The 20,411-nt window shown below is 49.3% G+C and carries 14 protein-coding genes; 10 read left to right on the top strand and 4 right to left on the bottom strand.

Annotation, left to right across the window (positions count from 1 at the left end; all coding sequences use genetic code 11):
* Nucleotides 1–4: 4 nt before the first annotated feature.
* Entirely contained in the window at nucleotides 5–2,299 is a 2,295-nt protein-coding gene (locus tag INP79_RS05750; protein WP_194753290.1) for a cation-translocating P-type ATPase, read from the bottom strand.
* A gap of 254 nt (nucleotides 2,300–2,553) precedes the next feature.
* A complete protein-coding gene (metG, locus tag INP79_RS05745; protein ID WP_194753289.1) occupies nucleotides 2,554–4,656 on the bottom strand; it encodes a methionine--tRNA ligase in 2,103 nt (700 codons plus the stop codon).
* Between the two features lie 296 nt (nucleotides 4,657–4,952).
* Here metG and INP79_RS05740 point away from each other — a divergent pair, with 296 nt between their 5' ends.
* The 3 genes from INP79_RS05740 (at nucleotide 4,953) to INP79_RS05730 (ending at nucleotide 10,088) form a co-directional block, all read left to right on the top strand.
* Nucleotides 4,953–5,444, top strand: coding sequence for an RNA polymerase sigma factor (locus INP79_RS05740; RefSeq protein ID WP_194753288.1), 492 nt, complete (start codon nucleotides 4,953–4,955; stop codon nucleotides 5,442–5,444).
* Nucleotides 5,445–5,448: 4 nt separating this feature from the next.
* A complete protein-coding gene (locus INP79_RS05735) occupies nucleotides 5,449–6,432 on the top strand; it encodes a FecR domain-containing protein (protein WP_194753287.1) in 984 nt (327 codons plus the stop codon).
* Nucleotides 6,433–6,533: 101 nt separating this feature from the next.
* Nucleotides 6,534–10,088 carry a TonB-dependent receptor domain-containing protein gene (locus INP79_RS05730; RefSeq protein ID WP_194753286.1) on the top strand — a complete coding sequence of 1,185 codons (3,555 nt, stop codon included), beginning with the start codon at nucleotides 6,534–6,536 and terminating at the stop codon, nucleotides 10,086–10,088.
* Between the two features lie 50 nt (nucleotides 10,089–10,138).
* On the opposite strand, the gene INP79_RS05725 is transcribed toward INP79_RS05730, so the two are convergent.
* Complete coding sequence (locus tag INP79_RS05725; protein ID WP_194753285.1) at nucleotides 10,139–10,597, bottom strand: fasciclin domain-containing protein; 459 nt, start codon at nucleotides 10,595–10,597, stop codon at nucleotides 10,139–10,141.
* 239 nt (nucleotides 10,598–10,836) lie between these two features.
* On the opposite strand from INP79_RS05725, the gene INP79_RS05720 reads away from it, so the two are divergent.
* Genes INP79_RS05720 through INP79_RS05710 form a run of 3 tightly spaced genes read left to right on the top strand, consistent with a single transcriptional unit; the run spans nucleotide 10,837 to nucleotide 13,593 of the window.
* A complete protein-coding gene (locus tag INP79_RS05720) occupies nucleotides 10,837–11,880 on the top strand; it encodes a glycosyltransferase family 1 protein (protein ID WP_194753284.1) in 1,044 nt (347 codons plus the stop codon).
* A gap of 45 nt (nucleotides 11,881–11,925) precedes the next feature.
* Nucleotides 11,926–13,014, top strand: coding sequence for an iron-sulfur cluster carrier protein ApbC (apbC, locus tag INP79_RS05715; RefSeq protein ID WP_194753283.1), 1,089 nt, complete (start codon nucleotides 11,926–11,928; stop codon nucleotides 13,012–13,014).
* Between the two features lie 18 nt (nucleotides 13,015–13,032).
* Complete coding sequence (locus tag INP79_RS05710) at nucleotides 13,033–13,593, top strand: DUF1003 domain-containing protein (RefSeq protein ID WP_194753282.1); 561 nt, start codon at nucleotides 13,033–13,035, stop codon at nucleotides 13,591–13,593.
* A 76-nt stretch (nucleotides 13,594–13,669) separates the two neighbouring features.
* Here INP79_RS05710 and pgl read toward each other — a convergent pair whose 3' ends face one another.
* Nucleotides 13,670–14,356 (bottom strand): 6-phosphogluconolactonase, encoded by a 687-nt coding sequence (gene pgl, locus INP79_RS05705; protein WP_194753281.1) that lies wholly within the window; start codon nucleotides 14,354–14,356, stop codon nucleotides 13,670–13,672.
* A gap of 184 nt (nucleotides 14,357–14,540) precedes the next feature.
* Between pgl and gnd the strand changes: the two genes are divergently transcribed.
* From gnd to INP79_RS05685, 4 genes are all read left to right on the top strand, one after another.
* Nucleotides 14,541–15,446, top strand: a complete 906-nt coding sequence (gene gnd / locus INP79_RS05700) for a phosphogluconate dehydrogenase (NAD(+)-dependent, decarboxylating) (protein WP_194740958.1) — start codon at nucleotides 14,541–14,543, stop codon at nucleotides 15,444–15,446.
* 106 nt (nucleotides 15,447–15,552) lie between these two features.
* Nucleotides 15,553–17,028: a glucose-6-phosphate dehydrogenase gene (gene zwf / locus INP79_RS05695; protein WP_194753280.1), complete on the top strand. Its 1,476-nt coding sequence runs from the start codon at nucleotides 15,553–15,555 to the stop codon at nucleotides 17,026–17,028.
* Between the two features lie 170 nt (nucleotides 17,029–17,198).
* The gene (dcd, locus tag INP79_RS05690) at nucleotides 17,199–17,768 is read left to right on the top strand and encodes a dCTP deaminase (RefSeq protein WP_194740956.1); all 570 of its coding nucleotides are present in this window, start codon (nucleotides 17,199–17,201) and stop codon (nucleotides 17,766–17,768) included.
* A gap of 121 nt (nucleotides 17,769–17,889) precedes the next feature.
* The gene (locus tag INP79_RS05685; protein ID WP_194753279.1) at nucleotides 17,890–20,136 is read left to right on the top strand and encodes an arginine/lysine/ornithine decarboxylase; all 2,247 of its coding nucleotides are present in this window, start codon (nucleotides 17,890–17,892) and stop codon (nucleotides 20,134–20,136) included.
* Nucleotides 20,137–20,411 lie beyond the last annotated feature (275 nt).

The raw sequence follows: 20,411 nt of genomic DNA, 5'->3' as shown, positions 1-20,411 counted from the left end.
AACGCTATGCCTGACCTTTCTGCCAGCCCGACTTATCCCAGTCGGTCAAACGTAATGCATTGAGCAACACCAATAGCGAACTGGCCGCCATCCCCAGCCCGGCCAGCCAGGCGGGCAACAAGCCCATAATCGCTAATGGTACGCCGGCTGCGTTATACAACGCAGCCCACAACAAATTCTGTTTTACGATGAGGATGGTTTTTTGACAATGCGAAATGAGCGAAACCAGCACACCGATATCATTACCCAACACCACCATATCGGCCTGTGCCTGCGTCAAAGGGACGCCGGAACCCATTGCAATAGAAGTATGCGCTGCTGCAATGACAGGGCCGTCATTCAAACCATCACCAACCATTAATACTTTCCGCCCCTGTTGTTGCAACAACTTTACATGCTGCAGCTTATCTGCTGCTTTTTGTAACCCAAATGCGCGCGCTATTCCCAGTTGCGCTGCAAGGTTTTTAACGGGCGCTATTCTATCACCAGATAACAGTTGAATATCAAGCCCATGTGCAATTAATTGTGAAATAGCCGCTTTGGCATGTGGTTTTACCTGCTCGGACAAAGTCAGTCTCGCCAGCAGGATTTCGCCAGTCGTGACATAGACCTGACGCAGCGCATCACTCTCGAGTTCGTCGCTGATGCCACAAAATTCTGCATTACCTAGCTTCACCGGTAGTAATGCCCCATTTGGCGCAGAAAATGTAGCAGACATACCGCCACCCACAATCTCTTGCCAATCCTGCACCACCAATTGATCTTGTGCATCATGCTGCAAAGCAAAACCATGTAGCGCTTGAGCCACCGGATGTAAAGAATCGCGACTCATGCTGGCAATCACGTCCAGCAACCACTGTCTATCCCAGGCGGCATGGCTTTCGGCCAAAGCAACTTGCTGCAAGTTTTCAGTCAAAGTGCCGGTTTTATCAAACACGATCGTGTCAATTTCACTGATCGCCTGAATCGCCTGCAAACGACGAATCAACACCCCGCCTTTGGCAAACGTACCGGCACTGGCGAGCATCGCTGCAGGCGTTGCCAGGGATAACGCACATGGACAAGTCACCACCAACACGGCAACGGCCGACATAATAGCTTTGGCTGGATCGGTGCTCCACCAGAAAAACACCGCATAGACAGCTGCCAGCAATACCGCCCACAAGAAAGGCTGCGCCACTTTATCTGCCAGCAAGGCGATGCCAGGCTTTTCGGTAGAGGCCGAAGCCATGAGGTTAACCAGCGCATGGTACTGCGTACCCTCGCCTACCTGCTCGACTTGCATTTCAATGGCAGAGGTTAAATTACCGGCACCGGCAATGACTTTGGCACCTGCCGGTTTCAGCACAGGCTCGGATTCACCCGTGAGCATAGACTCGTCGGCGCTTGTGCTGCCAACTAATACCAGACCATCCGCCGCGAATACTTCCCCTGGGCGTACATATAACACATCACCCACATTGATATTGGTCGCGGCGATTTGCACCCACTCACCGGCGGCATCTTTCTTAAGCACCGCGTGCGGCAAGCGACGCATCATGTTTTCCAGGGCACCGGCCGTGCGGTTGCGCAATTTGACATCTAGCCAGCGGCCAATCAGCAAAAAGCTGACAAACATGGTGAGCGAGTCATAATAAACCACATCACCCCACCAGCCGCCAGGGGCAAAGGTCGCCAGCGTGCTCATGATAAAGGCTGCCAGGATGCCCAATGACACCGGCACATCCATGCCTAACTGGCGCTGCTTGATGCTGGCCCAAGCCTGGGATAAAAACGGCGTGGCAGAAAACAGCATCACCGGCAGGGTCAGCACCCACGATGCCCATTTCATGAGTTGCACCATATCTGGCGCCATATCATTACTATCAGACCAGTAAGTAGGATAGGCGTACATCATGACCTGCATCATGCAGAACACGGCAACGACCAGGCGCCATAACATTTTGCGCTGCTGGACAGTACGATCCGAAATAGCGCTGTATTCGTTAAGCGGTAATGCCGGGTAACCAATCTCGTTTAAATTGGCAAACCAGTGAGAAGGGGAAGTTTGTTTCGCATCCCAGACCACGCGGACACGTTTGGAAGCAGCGCTGGCTTGTACAGCAAGCACGCCATGCTGCTGTTTGATGGCTTGTTCAATACGCCCGCTGCAAGCGGCGCAGTGCATATTATCGACCCATACATGAGAGGTCCACACCTCAGCAGAGGAGGCATCGCGCTGACTAAATCGCTCCCATTCAGACTGGATATCCAGCCCTTGCCAGGGGTTTGCACTGCTTGCTGCTAAAGGGTTTGCCATTGGGTGATGGACCATCCGTCAAACAATATACAACTTTATATTATATGATTGAATATAATATAAATCAATGTGTTAGCCATTTTCTGAAAGTGTCACGCGCGCTCAAGGTGACACACTTTTCTTAGAAATTACGATTTCTTAGACATCATTAGAACAGCCAACGGCCGGTAAAGCTTTGATGTAGCACAATCAACCGTGCACAAATATGAGAGGCGCCAGTACAAGACCAACACCACTCACTTTTTACATTCGCCCTACTTCACGCGCATGCCTGCTTGCGCCCCACTGTCTGGCGACAGAATATAAGGGCCGCCACGCTCATCACTGGCCGCCAGCACCATGCCCTCGCTCATGCCAAACTTCATTTTGCGCGGTGCAAGGTTGGCGACCATCACGGTCAAACGCCCTACCAGCGTGGCCGGATCATAAGCAGACTTAATCCCGGCGAATACCTGGCGTGGCTTTTCCTCACCAATATCCAGCAGCAATTTGAGCAGCTTTTCAGCCCCTTCCACATGCTCGGCACTGAGGATCTTAGCAATACGCAAATCGACCTTGGTAAAATCATCAATCGAAATGTAATCGCCTTCTTCGGCCGCCTTAGTTTCTGCTTTCGCTTCAACCTTGGGCTCAGCTTTGGCTGGCGTCGCTGCTTGCAGATTCTCTTTGTTTGCCTCGACCATCGCCTCGACTTGCTTGCCTTCAATGCGGGTAATCATATGTGAGTACTCTTTAATCAAATGCTCCTGAGTTAGTGGCTTGTCAATATCAGCCCACATCAAAGGTTCAATATTAAGAAAGCTTTCCACGCTTTTTACAAGGCTAGGTAATATAGGTTTCAGATAAATGCTTAGCAATCTAAATATTTCTAAAGACTCAGAGCAAATCTGTCTTAATGCAAACTCATCTGCCTTATCATTCAAATTCTTTGCTAACACCCAAGGAGCTTTTTCCGCAATATAAGCGTTAGCAATATCGGCTAGCTTCATAATCGACACAATGGCTTGGCTGAAGTTTCTAGCCTCAAAATGTCTTGAGATAACCGCAGATTCCTTTTTAATTTGCCATATAACCAATCCTGGCCTTTTTATCGGGTCATTATCAAAGGTTCCAAGTAAAAGAGGCTCAGACACACGCCCATTAAAGAATTTATGAATAAATCCAGCAGTACGGCTGGCAATATTAATGTATTTACCGACCAAGTCACTGTTGACGCGGGCGACAAAGTCTTCCAGGTTCAGGTCAATATCTTCCATGCTGCCATTCAATTTGGCGGCATAGTAATAACGTAAATACTCAGGATTTTTCACATGCTCAAGGTAGCTGCGCGCCGTGATAAACGTACCGCGCGACTTGGACATTTTCTCGCCATTCACCGTCAAAAAGCCGTGCGCGAATACCTGTGTTGGCGTACGGTGGCCAGAGTATTCCAGCGTTGCGGGCCAGAACAAGGCATGGAAGTACAAGATATCCTTGCCGATGAAATGATACAACTCGGTCGTCGAATCATTTTTCCAGTACTCGTCAAAATCCAAGCCGGCCTTGCTAGCCAGGTTTTTAAAGCTGGCCATGTACCCAATCGGCGCATCCAGCCAGACGTAAAAATACTTGCCTGGCGCATCCGGGATTTCGAAACCGAAATAAGGCGCATCGCGCGAAATATCCCAGTCAGAGAGTTTATTCTCGCCAACTTCGCCCACCCACTCACTCATTTTATTGGCGGCTTCGGCTTGCAAGGTACCAGAGCGCGTCCAGTCACGCAAAAAGTCTGCGCACTCGCTCAGTTTAAAAAAGTAATGCTCAGTCTCTTTGCGCACCGGCGTCGCACCAGACACGGCCGAGAATGGGTTAATCAACTCCGTCGGGCTATAAGTCGTGCCACAGACTTCGCAGTTATCGCCATACTGGTCTTTGGCATGGCACTTGGGGCACTCACCTTTGATAAAGCGATCCGGCAAGAACATGTTTTTGACCGGGTCAAAATATTGTTCTATGGTTTTGGTCGCAATTTTGCCGTTGGCTTTGAGCGCACGATAAATATTGCCGGACAACTGGCGGTTTTCTTCCGAGTTGGTGGAGTAATAGTTATCAAACTGCACCAGAAATTCAGCAAAATCCTGACTATGTTCAGCATGGACCTTTTCAATCAGCGCTTCCGGCGTGATACCCTCTTTTTCCGCACGCAACATAATTGGTGTGCCGTGGGTGTCGTCCGCGCAGACATAGTGCACCGTATGGCCCTGCATCTTTTGAAAACGCACCCAGATATCGGTTTGAATATACTCAACCAGATGCCCTAAATGAATACTGCCGTTGGCATATGGCAAAGCGGACGTCACCAGAAGTTTGCGTGTCATGAAAACTGGACCAAGATAAAAACGATCATTTTAGCAAACCATCCACAGTTGAGCGATGGCAAAGGCAGATATTCTTGATCAAGCCAGATGTATTCCACATGGTTTGTCTAATTCAGGTTTGGCTAGTTTAAGCCAACCTGGCTGATTACAACCAATCGCATTATTTCCATTTATCCAAACCAGGTATTAAAAGCGCTGACTAAACAAACAGTTATCAATCACCATATAAAGCACAGGCGCGGGAACAATCCTTGCGTATGGTTTGCCATTTAACATTACCTCACAGCGCACACGGCATGTTTTGGCATGGTATCAACCTACATTGGGCGTATACGACACTGCTACCAGGCATCCGTCGCAAAACCGCTTGCCCACATCAGGCAAAAGATATTTTGCACGATGGCTTTTTACGCTTTGCGCTGACCACCAGCCCGCATCGCAACGAGGAGCCACATGCCTACCTGCGAACCATTGTGCAAAACCTGCTACTGGAGCAATACCGCAAAGACAGCTACTTTGCCGACTACCAGCAACAGGCAGACCTTGAAGAACCTGCCTCAGTGTCAACTGAGCACCTGGCAGACATCAAACAAAGGCTGGCACTAGTCACTCAAATCATCCAGGACTTACCGCCGCGCTGCCGCCAGGTGTTTATCATGTATCGCATTGAGGGGCATGCACAAAAAGACATCGCCGAGCAGATGCGGATCAGCCTGAATATGGTTGAGCGTCACCTGATCCGCGCCTTGCTGGATATCCGCACTGCCCGTGAGCAGTTTCTCAAATAAGCCTATGTCGGCCCATAAAAAAATCTCGGAAACTGCTGCCCGCTGGTTTATCCGCATGCAAGAAGCAGCACCAGATGCGCCTGAACGTGGCCAGTTTGAAGCCTGGCTCATGCAACATCCGTTGCACCAACAGGAATACGCAAGCATCAGCGATGCCTGGCAAGGCATAGACTCCATAAGCGACCTGCAAGCCATGGCACAAGGCAAGCAAGCCGATATTTTTTTCAAACACAACGAACGCAAGAAATCACGACAAAAACTGGCAGGCACCGTGGCAGGCGTGGCGGCGGTCCTTTGCATTAGCTGGGCAGGATTACATCAATACCAGGCATGGCAAAGCACACCCACGCTACAACTAGCTGCGCAGACCACCACCGCCCAATTGAGTACCCAAATGCTGGACGATGGCAGCCGCGTCACGCTCAACGCCAACTCGCGCATTGAAATCAAGTACTACCGCAACCAACGCCACATTGACCTGCTGCAAGGCGAGGCTGTATTTGAAGTGCAACGAGACACAGACCGACCATTTGTCGTAGAAACGGACCGTATTAAAGTCACCGTACTAGGCACCCGTTTTGCCGTTAACAAACTGAGTAGACTTGAGCGTGTCAGCGTAGACCACGGCAAAGTTGAGGTCGCATCTAAAACCAGTGACGAGAAAATCATCTTGCAAAACAACCAAGTGGCAGAAATGCAGCAATCACGTCTGCAACCACGCAAAAATGTCTCTGCGCATGATTACTTTCAATTCACCACTGGCACACTGGTTTTCAACCAGGCCGATCTGACTGAAATCGCAGAAACACTCACTCGCTACAACTCGATGCCAGTCGTGGCAGACGGCCTCTCGACCGACCATATCAGCGCCGTGGTTGCCATTAAAGACAGCAACAGCTTTATCGCCACCCTGCCCCGTATCGCCAATGTCCGCGTGCACCGCAGCCCAGAAGGTATTCAACTAGAAACGTACCCCGCAGCCAAATAAGCCAAGCGCACATCATTACATTTTTTTGCAATCAACATATCAGGGTTTTGACGCCCCGTGCATTAAGGCAATAACAAGCCAAAAAATAACGGGGAAGTCACATGCACACACCAAAAAAACTGATTCTGGGCGCAGCCATCGCCGCTTGCTTTAGCAACCAACCAGCCTGGATCAACCCTTTATGGGCGGCAGAGCTTAATACCAACTTACCACAGTCAGAAGAAGACGTTCTACTCTCGCAAAAAATCACCATCAACCTACCTGCTCAACCGCTGGCCGCATCGCTCAAAGCCTTAAGCGCCAAAATAGGTTTAAACATCACTTATAACGATAAGCTTGTTTCGGACAAACAAGCCCCAGCTCTAAGTGGCACCATGCGCAGCAAAGAAGCGTTGCAGAAACTGCTGGCAAATACAGGCTTGGAGGCTAAATTAAATGACAATACGCTTTATATACAGCGCGTGACAAAAGTTGAAGCTAAAGACATTCAACTCGACAAAGTTGAAGTTCGTGCCAAACGTTTTTACGAAATTGGCCCTCTACCGGGTTTGGGATTAACCAAAGAAGAGATTCCCGGCAACGTTCAGAGCATTTCAGCTAAAGAGATTAAAGAAGCGCACTCTTTAAGCCTCACTGACTTGATGAACCGCAAACTGCAGTCAGTCACAGTGAATGATTACCAGGGCAACCCGTTTCAAATGGATATTCAGTACCGGGGCTTTACCGCAGGCCCACAGATCGGCACACCACAAGGTCTTAGTGTCTTTTTTGACGGTATTCGCGTAAATGAACCTTTCGGGGACGTGGTGAACTGGGACATGATTCCTATGAATGCACTTGCTGGGGTAGATGTTTTCCCCGGATCAAACCCTATTTTTGGGCTAAACACGTTAGGCGGTGCCTTCTCCATGAAAACCAAAGATGGTTTTAATCATGCGGGCGTAGATGCAGATATTTTAACGGGATCGTTTGGACGTAAACAATTGCAAGTCGAAGGTGGCTGGAATAACGGTACTGTTGGTTTGTTTGGCGCCGGTAATTTCTTTTTAGAAGATGGATGGCGCAAAAACTCCCCTAGCAAGGTCAACCAGTTTTTTGGGAAGGCGAGTTATCGTGGAGACAAGCTAGACTTAAACCTCAGCACACTCCTTGTTGGCAATGATTTAGTGGGTAATGGTCTATTACCCAGTGAAATGTATAGACAGGACAGAAACGCTTCATTTACGTCAGAGGACGAAACAAAAAATCGGCTACAACAATTTCAATTATCGGGTGCGTTTCAGGTAAGCGACACTTTTAGCGTGACCGGGCAAGTGTATCGAAGAAACAGTGATAGGCGTCAAATTGGCGCAGATGCTTATACAGACCTTGCGGGAGATGACACGGGGCCATTCGACAGACGCATACCTGATGCCAGTGAACAAACAACCTGTTTATATCAATCCTCAAACGCAAACGGTTTGCCTAACTACTACATTTTAACAACGGTTGACCCTCCAGGCGACGGATCAGACTTTTTCGCTGATCCATTTGTCACAAGTGGAATTACCGACACAGCCACTTTAGATCAGGCGCTCGCAGCTGGCTTATTTCCGAATATCGTGTTTAACAAGCCGATCACCAACCCTCTCGCCGAGGCAAGACTGGTTCAAATATTTAAAAATGCCAATAATTTTCTTCAAGAATTTGTGACGCAAGGCGATCAACTTGACTTAGCGATTGCACCACCACCAATTTCAAGCAATGGTGAACCCGGTTCATCCGTCTCATTCAATCATTATTTCGGAAATGGAGGCGCGGACAACTCGATAGATCCATTTTTTGCTACGGATAACTTTTACTATTCCGTTGAGAATGGCGTGGTGTATAAAAATTATATGATTGTGCCTGCACCCATCAACCAGCAAGCATGTATTGCTTCTTCAAATTTAGATGGCGGTAGCGGAATTCGACTAGTGAAACTGGATGAAAATGGTCAACCAATCATAAAAAGAGTGGATGGTATTTATGATGGTGGAACTGGGGTTGTTGAAGGGACACCCACAGCAATTATTACCAATAATCAGATAAAACAATCCATAGATGGGGCTTCTGTTCAATTCAACTGGAATTTAGATCATCACAAACTGATGGTAGGTGTCTCTATCGATGCAGCCTCTGCAGAGTACTCAAACACCCAACAACTCGGTGTGCTGGACGCAGATCGGCGTGGTTTTATTGCACCAGAGTTATTGCACCCGCAATGGACGGCTGCTTCTGTTCCAGTGGCTAATAATGACTTTAGTGGCACAAACACGACAAAAAGCATTTACTTCAGTGAGACATGGACGCCTGTAAAGGAATGGAACTTCAATTTTTCGGGGCGCTACAACAGCACAAAAACAAAAAATACAGTCGCGACACGCTATGGATTCGGTGCGTTTGATTTGTATCAGCTGATATCGCAACCCAATGGTTGGGATATCTGTAGAACAGATGCAGAGTGCCAAAACTATCAATTTGGCTATCGCCCACTTGACCTTTCAAAGGTGCTCGACCCTGCTGAAACAGAAAAATTCAGTTATTACTCATTCAACCCCTCAGTTGGCGCGACGTGGCAGGCCAGAGATAATCTAAACATTTATGCAAATGTATCAAAAGGTACGAGAACGCCCAGCGTCATTGAGCTAGGGTGCGCTTTAGATAAAACCACTGTTGCTGGTGGCATTCCAGGAGATCCGAGATTTTACAAAAGCGTTGTTGAAAACCGCGAGTGTTCATTACCAACCACCTTATCTGGCGACCCTTATTTACCTCAAATCAAATCCACAAGTTATGACATCGGCATGCGCGGTAGCTTTGACCAACTATTTGGGATTGAAAACTTACAATGGAATTTAGGTACATTTCAAACTGATTTAAAAGACGATATTTATTTTGTTTCTGTAGCAAACGGACAAGGTTTCTTTGACACGATAGGCAGAACGCGTCGACGCGGTATTGAGGCGGGTCTTTCGGGTCAAAGTAATAAATTACGCTTTAATCTTAATTACAGCTTAAATGATGCTACGTTTGAGGATAAATTTAAAATGTTCAGCAACGACAACAGCAGTGCATCTGACGCTGGGTTTGGTTTACGTGAAATTACGGTTAAACCCGGAAGTAAAATTCCCGGTGTGGCTTTGCATAACCTCAATGCAAGCATGTCATACGACGTTACGGACAACTGGCGTGTTGGGTTGAGTGCAGTTGTGCACTCGGACAGCTATTTGAGAGGCAATGAAAATAATGAGCACAAACCAGGTGTGGTCAGATTAGTGCAAGTTGCTAACACAACACCAGGTGCCATTGTAAATCCCGACGGAACAGCCTTTTTAAGGCTCCCCCCCACACGCAATCCCGGAAAAGTGGATGGATACGCAACCTTTAACTTCCAAACCAGCTACAAGTTTAACAAAGAATGGACAGCGACCATGATCATTAATAACCTCTTTGACAAAGAGTATTTCAGCGCAGGTCGACTTGGGCGTAACCCCTTCTCGCCAAGCATCAATGGTGCTATCGGCCCAGATGGGTATAACCACAACTCAGGTGATTGGCTCAGCACTAACTTTATTGCACCAGGTGCACCTCGCGGGGTCTGGTTTAGCTTGAATTGGCATTTTGTCCCCGACTAGAAAAATGCCTCGCTAAGCGAGGCATTTTGACTCAATCCTTTGCTAAACAGTTAACTTTTAGGCATCAGCACAGCACTCACTGTATGAATCACACCATTATCGGCATTGATTTCATCACCAACGACCTTTACGTTATTTACCTTGACGCCATCGGTGACCGATAACTGTAAATCAGCGCCCTCCAATGACTTCACCTTACCCGCGCTCACGTCCGCCTGGGTGATTTTGCCAGGATAAACATGATAGGAAAGCACTTTCTTGAGCTGATCCGGGTTGGACATCAGCGCCTTGAGTTTGGCCTTGGGTAGCTTGGCAAACGCGGCGTCGTTAGGGGCAAATAAGGTGATCGGCCCCTTATCATTCAGCGCGCCCTCCAAACCAGCGGTTTTGACTGCTTGCAAAAAAGTTTTAAAGTCGCCCTCTTGCTCTGCGGTTTGCAACAGGGTGTCAGCACTGGCATGGTTGGTGTAGCTAAGCGCAAGAAGAGTGAGTACAAAGAGTTTGTTCATGAGTATTCTCCAAATATTAAAACCAAAAACGTTTACTGCCGTCGACACGAACCACCTTACCCATCCTTTCTTACATAGTGCTTACCCGCGCTCCCATTAAACTTACACCGGGCTGACAACAGCCCCTCAAACTGGCTCGTTATCATATTCGCCATGATCGGTTAAACACAGACAGTCATAATCCCGTCACGCAAGCTCGGCAAGATAGCTCCACCCCCAGCCCTGGAGCGCAGTGAACAATGTTGATTGTGACGGATACCTTCCAGCAGACCAATGGCGTTTCGACCACCTATAAAAACCTGCGCCGGATTGCCAGGTCACGTAACATCCGCTTCCGGGTGCTGCATCCCAGCTTATACCGCTGGATGCCATTGCCGTTTTACCCGGAGATCCAGCTCAACTTGCAGCCGTTCCGCCTTTGGCGCACCCTTAACCGCCTGCAACCCAACCAGTTGCACATCGCAACTGAAGGACTGATGGGCCTGGTGGCGCGGCACTGGTGCAAATTAAATCAAAAGCCCTACACCACGGCTTACCACACACGCTTTCCGGAGTATCTGGCGTTGATGTGGCGCATCCCGCCGCGCTGGACCTACGCCTATTTACGCTGGTTTCACCGGGGTGCGCTCACTACGTTTGTCACGACAGAAAGCATGCGCCAGACATTGCTCAACCAGGGTTTCCATCACCTGGTGATCTGGTCACGTGGTGTATCAGAACAATTAATCAGCCCCTCACAGACGCCACTCCCCGCGGATAAACTGCGGGTTCTCAATGTGGGCCGTGTCAGCAAAGAGAAAAACCTGGATGCCTTATGTATATACCAGGATGTGTTTGACATCACGATTGCGGGTAACGGCCCTTATTTAGAAGCGCTCCGGCAAAAATATCCACGCGTGCATTTTGTTGGTTACCAATATGGCCAGCAGCTAGCCGAGCTTTATGCACAACAGGATGTATTTGCCTTCCCTTCCCGTACCGACACCTTTGGCCTGGTCATGATAGAGGCCATGTGCAACGGCTTGCCCGTCGCCGCTTTTGATGTCACCGGTCCCAGAGACGTGGTTGAACAAGGATTCTCAGGCATTCTGCATCACGACCTCAAACAAGCCATCATCCGCTGCCAGATGCTGGATAAGCAGGCGATTCGCCAAACAGCCCGCAGCCTGTGGAGCTGGGCACATTGCTTTGATACCTTTCATCACCACTATCAAAAGCCAAGTACACAAGCAGTCGATATGCCGCTTCCGGCGCGGCATGACGAATGCACACCAATGCGGTAAAATACCCGATCTAATTACTCAGGCATTACCGCAGGAACCTCAAGCATGGCCATTAGCGAACTTATCATTCAAAGCACATTAAAACTTTGCATAGACCCCAATACCGGTAAAGACTTTGTCAGTGCAAAGTCGATCAAGAACATTCAGATCAATGGCAATGATGTCAGCCTCGATGTAGTGCTGGGCTACCCTGCGCAAAGCCAGCTGGAACCAATTCGCCAGCAAGTGACTGACGCGCTGAAAACCATAGATGGCATTGCCAGGATCACGGTGAATGTTGGCAGCCGCATCGTGGCGCATGGCGTACAACGTGGCGTGAATTTATTGCCTAACGTCAAAAATGTGATTGCCGTAGCCTCGGGCAAAGGTGGCGTCGGCAAATCCACCACCTCAGTTAACCTGGCGCTGGCGCTGGCCGCCGAAGGGGCTACTGTGGGCTTGCTGGATGCTGATATTTACGGCCCTAGCCAGCCACAGATGCTGGGTATTTCCGGCCGCCCGGATAGCGCCGATGGCAAAAGCATAGAACCTATGCGTGCGCACGGCATCCAGGCCATGAGCATAGGTTTCCTGGTCGACACCGACACCCCCATGGTATGGCGCGGCCCTATGGTCACCGGCGCATTGGAGCAACTACTGCGTGACACGCGCTGGCAAGACTTGGACTACCTGGTGATTGACCTGCCACCAGGCACTGGCGATATCCAACTGACATTAGCGCAAAAAATCCCGGTGACTGGCGCCATTATTGTCACCACGCCACAAGACATTGCCCTGCTCGATGCGCGCAAAGGCCTGAAAATGTTTGAGAAAGTCGGCATCCCGATTTTGGGCATCGTCGAAAACATGAGTACGCACATCTGCTCCAACTGCGGCCATGAAGAACATATCTTTGGTACAGGCGGCGGCGCACTGATGGCCAGTGATTACAATATAGATTTACTGGGTAGCCTGCCGCTGGATATTAACATCCGCATGCAAGCCGATGGCGGCCAGCCTACCGTGGTTGCTTCCCCCGACAGTGCAGTGGCACAAAGCTATAAAGAAATCGCGCGCAAAGCCGCGAGCAAGATCGCCATTGCCAGCCTCGATCACAGCGCAAAATTCCCTAATATCGTAATTCAAAAAACATAATTATTAAGGACGTTACGTATGACACTCCGCAAGCATCATATTGCAGAAGGCCTGATGGGCGCGCAGTACGAGGCCATGGATGAGCATATGCAACGCGTCGCCCGGCACATGACTGAGCGCCATCCGGTGTCGCGCAACCTGGCCGCCCATCACACTCACGAAACACCCAGCCGCGGCCAGCGCGCTGCCGATGCCATGGCGCGGTTTGGCGGCTCCTGGACCTTTATTTTCATCTTCGTTCTGATCCTGATTAGCTGGGTGATCCTGAATTCCGTAATCCTGCTGCGTAGCAACAGTGCGTTCGACCCCTATCCTTATATTCTGCTCAACCTGTTTTTATCCATGCTAGCATCGATCCAGGCACCGATTATCCTGATGTCGCAAAACCGGCAGTCGGAAATTGACCGCCGCCAGGCAGAACATGACTACGAAGTGAATTTAAAAGCAGAATTAGAGATTTTACTGCTCCATGAAAAACTGGATGGCTTGCGTGAGCAGCAGTGGCAGGACCTGATTCATTTACAACAGCAGCAAATCAGCTTGCTTGAAAAGTTATTAGCCGACAAGAACGAGAAGTAATTCCAATTGCATAAATAAAAAAGCCACAAAGATTTTTCTCTGTGGCTTTTTTTATTATGTGCGGCTTGAAGAAATATTAATTCAGTACAACCCCGAAGCAATACACGTCTACACCATTAGGCGACTGAATCAAGGTCGCTGGAATGGCTACGCCGTTACGCCAGTTGTCCACCGCCTCTTGTTTGCCTGCACCTGTCACCAAAAACATGACTTCATGCGTATTATTCAGCCTATCCTGGCTAATGGTAATGCGATCTGCCGGCGGCTTGGGCGAGTTGAATACCGGCACGGCATCAGCCGTGTTATTCACCACCTGGCCCGGGAACAGGCTGGCAGTATGACCATCTTCACCCAGACCTAAAATCACCAGGTCAAACGTACGCACACCCTTCAGTGTTTCCGCATATGCTTTCGCACCTTCAATATTGCCCAGTTCAGCCGGAATATCATGAATCTGGCTGGCGGGAATGGCCACATGGCTTAACCAGGCATCGCGCGCCATCTTGCTGTTACGCTCGACATGATCGACTGGCAGGCAGCGATCATCATTGTGATACACGTGCCAGTTAGCCCAGTCGGCATCTGCCTTGGCTAATAATTGATAAACGGCTTTGGGGGTGCTGCCACCCGCCAACACAATCAGAAAACTACCATGTTTGGCAATGGCTGCATCCGCTGCCGCCAAGACTCTACTGAGTGCTGCCTGGTTAATTTCTTCCTGGGATTGAAACGAGTGCCAACGAGTTTGAACATTCAAAGACATAGAAAACCTGTAAAAAACAATACAAAAAAGCGTGCGCAGCCTTTTAGTGCGTGACTGCATTTGCTATAATTATATCCGACTCGACATGATAATTCTGCAAAATTATCCGAAGCACTGATCGAGTTCATGCCATCCAAAAGATGGGTGTCTCTTAAAACTATCCTCACACCATAGGAAAATCCGAATGAAATTAGCAATGATTGGCTTGGGCAAAATGGGCGGCAACATGGCTGCACGCTTGCTGCGTCACAAAATTAACGTGGTTGGTTTTGACTTCAATACCGAATTCGTTAACAGACTCGTCAAAGAAGAAGGTCTGGAAGCAGCAACCTCAGTCGCTGATGCAGTCAGCAAACTCGAAGGCCAAAAAATTGTCTGGTTGATGTTACCAGCGGGTGAAATCACCGAAAATCAAATCAAAGACCTGATCCCACTGCTGAACAAAGGCGACATCATCGTTGACGGCGGTAACTCAAACTACAAACACAGTCAGCGCCGTGGCGCAATGTTAGCTGAACATGGTATCGGCTTTATCGACTGTGGTACTTCCGGTGGTGTTTGGGGCCTGGACAACGGTTACTGCCTGATGTACGGCGGCGACAAACAATACGCAGACGTATTGGCTCCTTATGCACAAGCATTGACACACGCTGACCGCGGTTGGGCGCACGTGGGTCCAGTTGGTTCCGGTCACTTCACCAAAATGATCCATAACGGTATCGAATACGGCATGATGCAAGCATTTGCTGAAGGTTTGGACCTGATCAAAGGTAAAGAAGACTTCAACCTGAACTTGGCGCAGATCACAGAGTTGTGGCGTCATGGCTCTGTTGTTCGTAGCTGGTTGCTGGACTTGACGGCTGAAGCACTGAAAGAAGACCAAAGCCTGCAGGCAATCGCTCCATACGTAGCTGACTCCGGTGAAGGCCGCTGGACAGTGGTTGAAGCGGTTGAGCAAGGCGTGGCAGCGCCAGTGCTGACAACAGCATTGCAAGCACGTTTCCGTAGCCAGGACTCCGAAGGCTACAGCTACAAACTGCTGTCACTGATGCGTAATGCATTTGGTGGTCACTCAGTAAAAACCAAGTAATCAAACAAGCCTCTCTCCATGGGAGGCTTTTTGCTGATTACTGCTGTTTTTTTGATATGGGAAAGGCTTGCCCTTTCCCGTTTACATTTTTATCTTAAGGTTAGAAATGACGAATAAAATTGATCCATGCACCCTGGTATTGTTTGGCGCAAGCGGCAACCTGGCCCGCGTTAAACTGTACCCTGGTTTGTTCAGGCTCGACCTGCTGGGCCGTTTGCCTGATGACATGAAAATTATCGGCGTTGGCCGTCAAGTGGTTGATCTGGACGCGTGGCGTGCAGACATCAAATCCATGCTGGATACCAAATTTAAAAAAGGTTACGACCAAAAGGTGTTTGAACGCTTTATTGCCCGTAACTTCTACCATGCCAACCCGCCAACAGATCCAGATGCATTTAGCAAACTGAAAGCCACCCTCAGCGACGAAAGCGTTTTCCCGCAAAACCTGGCTTACTTCCTGTCTGTGCGCCCTGTTGATTTCGCCCCAGTGGTTGAGTCTTTGGCCAACGTCGGCCTGACTCAGGAAGACAAATACTGGCGCCGTGTGGTGATCGAGAAACCATTTGGTACCGATCTGCCATCTGCGAAAGAATTGCAAGCTGCGATTACCAAGCACCTCAAGGAAAGCCAGATCTACCGTATCGACCACTACCTGGGTAAATCAGCACTGCAAAACATCTTGCTGCAACGCTTTACCAACACCGTGTTAGAGCCAATCTGGAACAACCAGTACATTGATCACGTACAAATCACCAACACCGAAATGCTGGGTGTAGGCGACCGTACGCAGTTCTATGACAGCACTGGCGCATTGCGTGACATGTTGCAAAGCCACATTCTGCAAACATTGGCACTGACTGCCATGGAACAGCCGAAAGACCTGTCCCCAGAAGGCGTGCGTGATGCCAAGATCAAACTGCTGGAAGAAATTCGCCCTATTCCAGTCAACGAACTGGAAAAACATGCTTTCCGTGCGCAATATGCTGCTGGTGAAATCAACGGCGAAAAAGTCCCTGGTTACCTGGAAGAGTTGGGCAACAATGACAGCGTGGTTGAAACCTATGCTGCTCTGAAATTGTTTATCGACAATCCGCGCTGGAAAGGTGTGCCGTTCTATATCCGCACGGCCAAACGTCTGCACGAAGCCGATACCCGCATTTCTATCCGCTTCAAAAAAGCGCCGCTGCAAATCAATGACCAGGACCAAAACTGGCTTATCATTGGTATCCAGCCACGCGAGTGTATCAAGCTGGAAGTACAGTCCAAGATTCCTGGCCTGGATGTGCAAACACGCACCATTCAACTGGATGCCGCCAACCGTTGGGATAGCGATGACTCCGTAGATGCCTACGAAGCCCTGTTGCTCAACCTGATGCAAGGTGACAACTCCAACTACCTGCATATTTCTGAAGCCGAAGCACAATGGCGCCTGGTGGATCCAGTCGTTAAAGCCTGGGCTGAAGATAAGAAGCCGGTACACCAGTACCCAGCTGGCAGCCGTGACCCTGAAGCGTCCAAAGTCATCTTTGAAGCTGAAGACCAGTTCTGGCGTTACAGCATTGAATTAGGCGGCGACAAATAAGTATCAGTGGCCTTCTGGCCACTGGCTGAAAAAATCGCCAAAAATTCACAAAAAATTTGCAAATTTGACAGCTTTTGTTGTTATTATTTGCACCTACTAAAAGCGGAGTTTAAACTCCGCTTTTTTCTCTTTAAGACAAGTAAATCAATACGCTGAGACTGGATATCGGAATGAGCATTAAGTCGGACAAATGGATACGCAGAATGGCTGAACAACACGGCATGATTGAGCCGTTTTCACCGACCTTGGTGCGTGAAGCGAACGGTGAGAAAATTGTGTCCTACGGCACATCTTCTTACGGTTACGATATCCGCTGCGCTGACGAATTCCGCGTGTTTACCAATATCAACAGCACCATTGTCGACCCCAAACAGTTCGATCCGCAGTCATTTGTTGAAGTCTCTGGCAAAGGTTATTGCGTGATTCCACCGAACTCGTTTGCGTTGGCACGTACGGTAGAATATTTCCGTATCCCACGCTCGGTCCTGACCGTTTGCCTTGGCAAATCCACTTACGCGCGTTGCGGCATCATTGTGAACGTCACGCCGTTTGAACCAGAGTGGGAAGGTTATGTCACACTGGAATTCAGCAACACGACACCACTGCCTGCCAAAATTTACGCCGGCGAAGGCTGTGCTCAGGTCCTGTTTTTTGAATCTGATGAAATTTGCGAAACCAGCTACAAAGACCGTGGCGGCAAATATCAGGGTCAGGTTGGCGTGACGCTGCCAAAAATATAGCTGCACCCAACATTGAAGAACATCCCATATTCACCACAAAGGCACCGAGTAAAAGCATGGCTTGCTCAGTGCCTTTGTACTTTGAGTTACACGTTTCAGTGACAAGTTAAGGATTCATTGAATGAAATTTAGATTTCCCGTCGTCATTATTGACGAAGACTTCCGCTCCGAAAACTCTTCCGGTCTCGGCATCCGTGTATTGGCGAAAGCCATCGAAGATGAAGGCGTTGAAGTACTAGGCGTGACCAGCTATGGCGACCTGACCTCCTTTGCGCAACAGCAAAGCCGCGCTTCTGCGTTTATCTTATCCATTGATGATGAAGAAATCGTCGAAGAGAAACCAGAAGCCATCGAGCAATTGCGCAACTTTGTCGCCGAAATCCGCTACCGCAATGAGGAAATCCCGATTTTCCTGCACGGTGAAACCCGCACTAGCCGCCATATTCCTAATGATGTCTTGCGCGAGCTGCACGGCTTTATCCACATGAATGAAGACACGCCTGAGTTTGTGGCACGCCTGATTATCCGTGAGGCCAAAGCCTATCTGGACAGCCTGCCACCACCATTCTTCAAGGCACTGACACATTATGCAGCGGACGGCTCTTATTCCTGGCATTGCCCTGGACACTCCGGCGGCGTCGCCTTCCTGAAATCGCCAGTGGGCCAAATGTTCCACCAGTTTTTTGGCGAAAACATGCTGCGTGCAGACGTCTGTAACGCTGTGGATGAATTAGGCCAATTACTTGACCATACCGGCCCGGTAGCCGCCTCTGAGCGTAACGCAGCCCGCATTTATAACTGCGATCACTTGTACTTTGTGACCAACGGCACCTCGACTTCCAACAAAATCGTCTGGAACTCCACCGTGGCGCCAGGTGATATTGTGGTCGTTGACCGTAACTGCCATAAATCTGTGTTGCACTCCATCATCATGACCGGCGCGATTCCAGTGTTTTTGATGCCAACGCGCAACCACTTTGGTATTATCGGCCCGATTCCTAAGAGCGAGTTTGCCTGGGAAAACATCCAGAAAAAAATTGAACGCAACCCGTTTGCCAGCGACAAAAACGCCAAACCACGCGTACTGACCATCACGCAATCCACTTATGATGGCGTGCTGTATAACGTCGAAGAAATCAAGGAAATGCTGGATGGCAAGATAGACACGCTGCACTTTGACGAAGCCTGGTTGCCGCACGCCACCTTCCATGACTTCTACGGCGACTATCACGCCATTGGCGCAGACCGTCCGCGTTGTAAAGAATCCATGGTATTTTCTACCCAATCCACGCATAAACTGCTGGCTGGCTTGAGCCAGGCCTCACAGATTCTTGTGCAGGATGCGCAGGATAACCACCTTGACCGCGACCTGTTTAACGAAGCCTATTTGATGCACACCTCCACCAGCCCGCAATATTCGATTATTGCCAGCTGCGACGTCGCGGCTGCCATGATGGAAGCCCCGGGCGGCACCGCCTTAGTGGAAGAGTCACTCAAGGAAGCGCTGGACTTCCGCCGCGCCATGCGCAAGGTGGACGAAGAATGGGGAACCGACTGGTGGTTTAAAGTCTGGGGCCCAACGGATCTGTCTGAAGATGGCCTGGAAGAACGCGATGCCTGGATGCTCAAAGCTAATGAACGCTGGCACGGTTTCGGCAACCTGGCCGAAGGCTTTAACATGCTGGACCCGATTAAAGCCACCATCATCACACCAGGGCTGGATGTGGATGGTGAATTCTCCGATGAGTTTGGTATCCCGGCGGCCATCGTCACCAAGTACCTGGCCGAGCACGGCGTGATCGTTGAGAAAACCGGCCTCTACTCATTCTTTATCATGTTCACCATCGGCATTACCAAAGGCCGCTGGAACACCATGGTAGCGGCTTTGCAGCAGTTTAAAGACGACTACGACAAGAACCAGCCATTGTGGAAAGTCTTGCCAGAGTTTGTGCAGAAACACCCGCGCTATGAACGCATAGGCCTCAAAGATTTGTCTACACAAATCCATGAGGTATACAAAGCCAATGACGTGGCACGCCTGACGACTGAAATGTACCTGTCAGACATGGTGCCGGCGATGAAGCCAACCGATGCCTTCTCAAAAATGGCGCATCGCAAGATTGAACGTGTTGCCATCGACGAACTGGAAGGCCGTGTGACTGCAGTATTGTTAACTCCCTACCCGCCAGGTATTCCATTGCTGATTCCTGGCGAACGCTTTAATAAGGTGATTGTGAATTACCTCAAGTTTGCGCGTGAGTTTAACGAGAAATTCCCAGGCTTTGAAACCGATAACCATGGTTTGGTGAAACAAATCGTGGATGGTAAAGCAGTGTATTACGTCGATTGCGTGAAGCAAGAAGATTAGTTTCTGTAATCTTGTACCAGGGAAACGCATGGCTGTATAGCAAAGCGTTTCCCTTTTTTGTTTTTAAGGCCATTGCTGACATTACTGGCTTAACGCAACTCGTTGTCATCGGTGTAACTTCTACAAAGAATCTTATTGCCACATATTCATTCCGACGTAAAGTGGGCATTGTGGTTGCATGCATTCTTGCTTTTCGCCTCTCGGCGAGTCACTTTCTGGTGCTTGTCCCCCAGAAAGTAACCAAAGAGGACGACACCCAGCCATCACGGCCTAAA

Source organism: Methylophilus sp. QUAN, from assembly GCF_015354445.1.
Lineage (GTDB): Bacteria > Pseudomonadota > Gammaproteobacteria > Burkholderiales > Methylophilaceae > Methylophilus.
This window is presented reverse-complemented; position numbering and strand designations above follow the sequence as displayed.

Excerpts from the sequence above, each read along its gene's own strand:
- INP79_RS05725 (WP_194753285.1), bottom strand. The coding sequence starts at position 10,597 with ATGAACAAACTCTTTGTACTCACTCTTCTTGCGCTTAGCTACACCAAC.
- INP79_RS05685 (WP_194753279.1), top strand. The coding sequence starts at position 17,890 with ATGAAATTTAGATTTCCCGTCGTCATTATTGACGAAGACTTCCGCTCC.
- INP79_RS05740 (WP_194753288.1), top strand. The coding sequence starts at position 4,953 with ATGTTTTGGCATGGTATCAACCTACATTGGGCGTATACGACACTGCTA.
- apbC (WP_194753283.1), top strand. The coding sequence starts at position 11,926 with ATGGCCATTAGCGAACTTATCATTCAAAGCACATTAAAACTTTGCATA.
- zwf (WP_194753280.1), top strand. The coding sequence starts at position 15,553 with ATGACGAATAAAATTGATCCATGCACCCTGGTATTGTTTGGCGCAAGC.
- INP79_RS05735 (WP_194753287.1), top strand. The coding sequence starts at position 5,449 with ATGTCGGCCCATAAAAAAATCTCGGAAACTGCTGCCCGCTGGTTTATC.
- pgl (WP_194753281.1), bottom strand. The coding sequence starts at position 14,356 with ATGTCTTTGAATGTTCAAACTCGTTGGCACTCGTTTCAATCCCAGGAA.
- INP79_RS05730 (WP_194753286.1), top strand. The coding sequence starts at position 6,534 with ATGCACACACCAAAAAAACTGATTCTGGGCGCAGCCATCGCCGCTTGC.
- INP79_RS05750 (WP_194753290.1), bottom strand. The coding sequence starts at position 2,299 with ATGGCAAACCCTTTAGCAGCAAGCAGTGCAAACCCCTGGCAAGGGCTG.
- metG (WP_194753289.1), bottom strand. The coding sequence starts at position 4,656 with ATGACACGCAAACTTCTGGTGACGTCCGCTTTGCCATATGCCAACGGC.
- gnd (WP_194740958.1), top strand. The coding sequence starts at position 14,541 with ATGAAATTAGCAATGATTGGCTTGGGCAAAATGGGCGGCAACATGGCT.
- dcd (WP_194740956.1), top strand. The coding sequence starts at position 17,199 with ATGAGCATTAAGTCGGACAAATGGATACGCAGAATGGCTGAACAACAC.
- INP79_RS05710 (WP_194753282.1), top strand. The coding sequence starts at position 13,033 with ATGACACTCCGCAAGCATCATATTGCAGAAGGCCTGATGGGCGCGCAG.
- INP79_RS05720 (WP_194753284.1), top strand. The coding sequence starts at position 10,837 with ATGTTGATTGTGACGGATACCTTCCAGCAGACCAATGGCGTTTCGACC.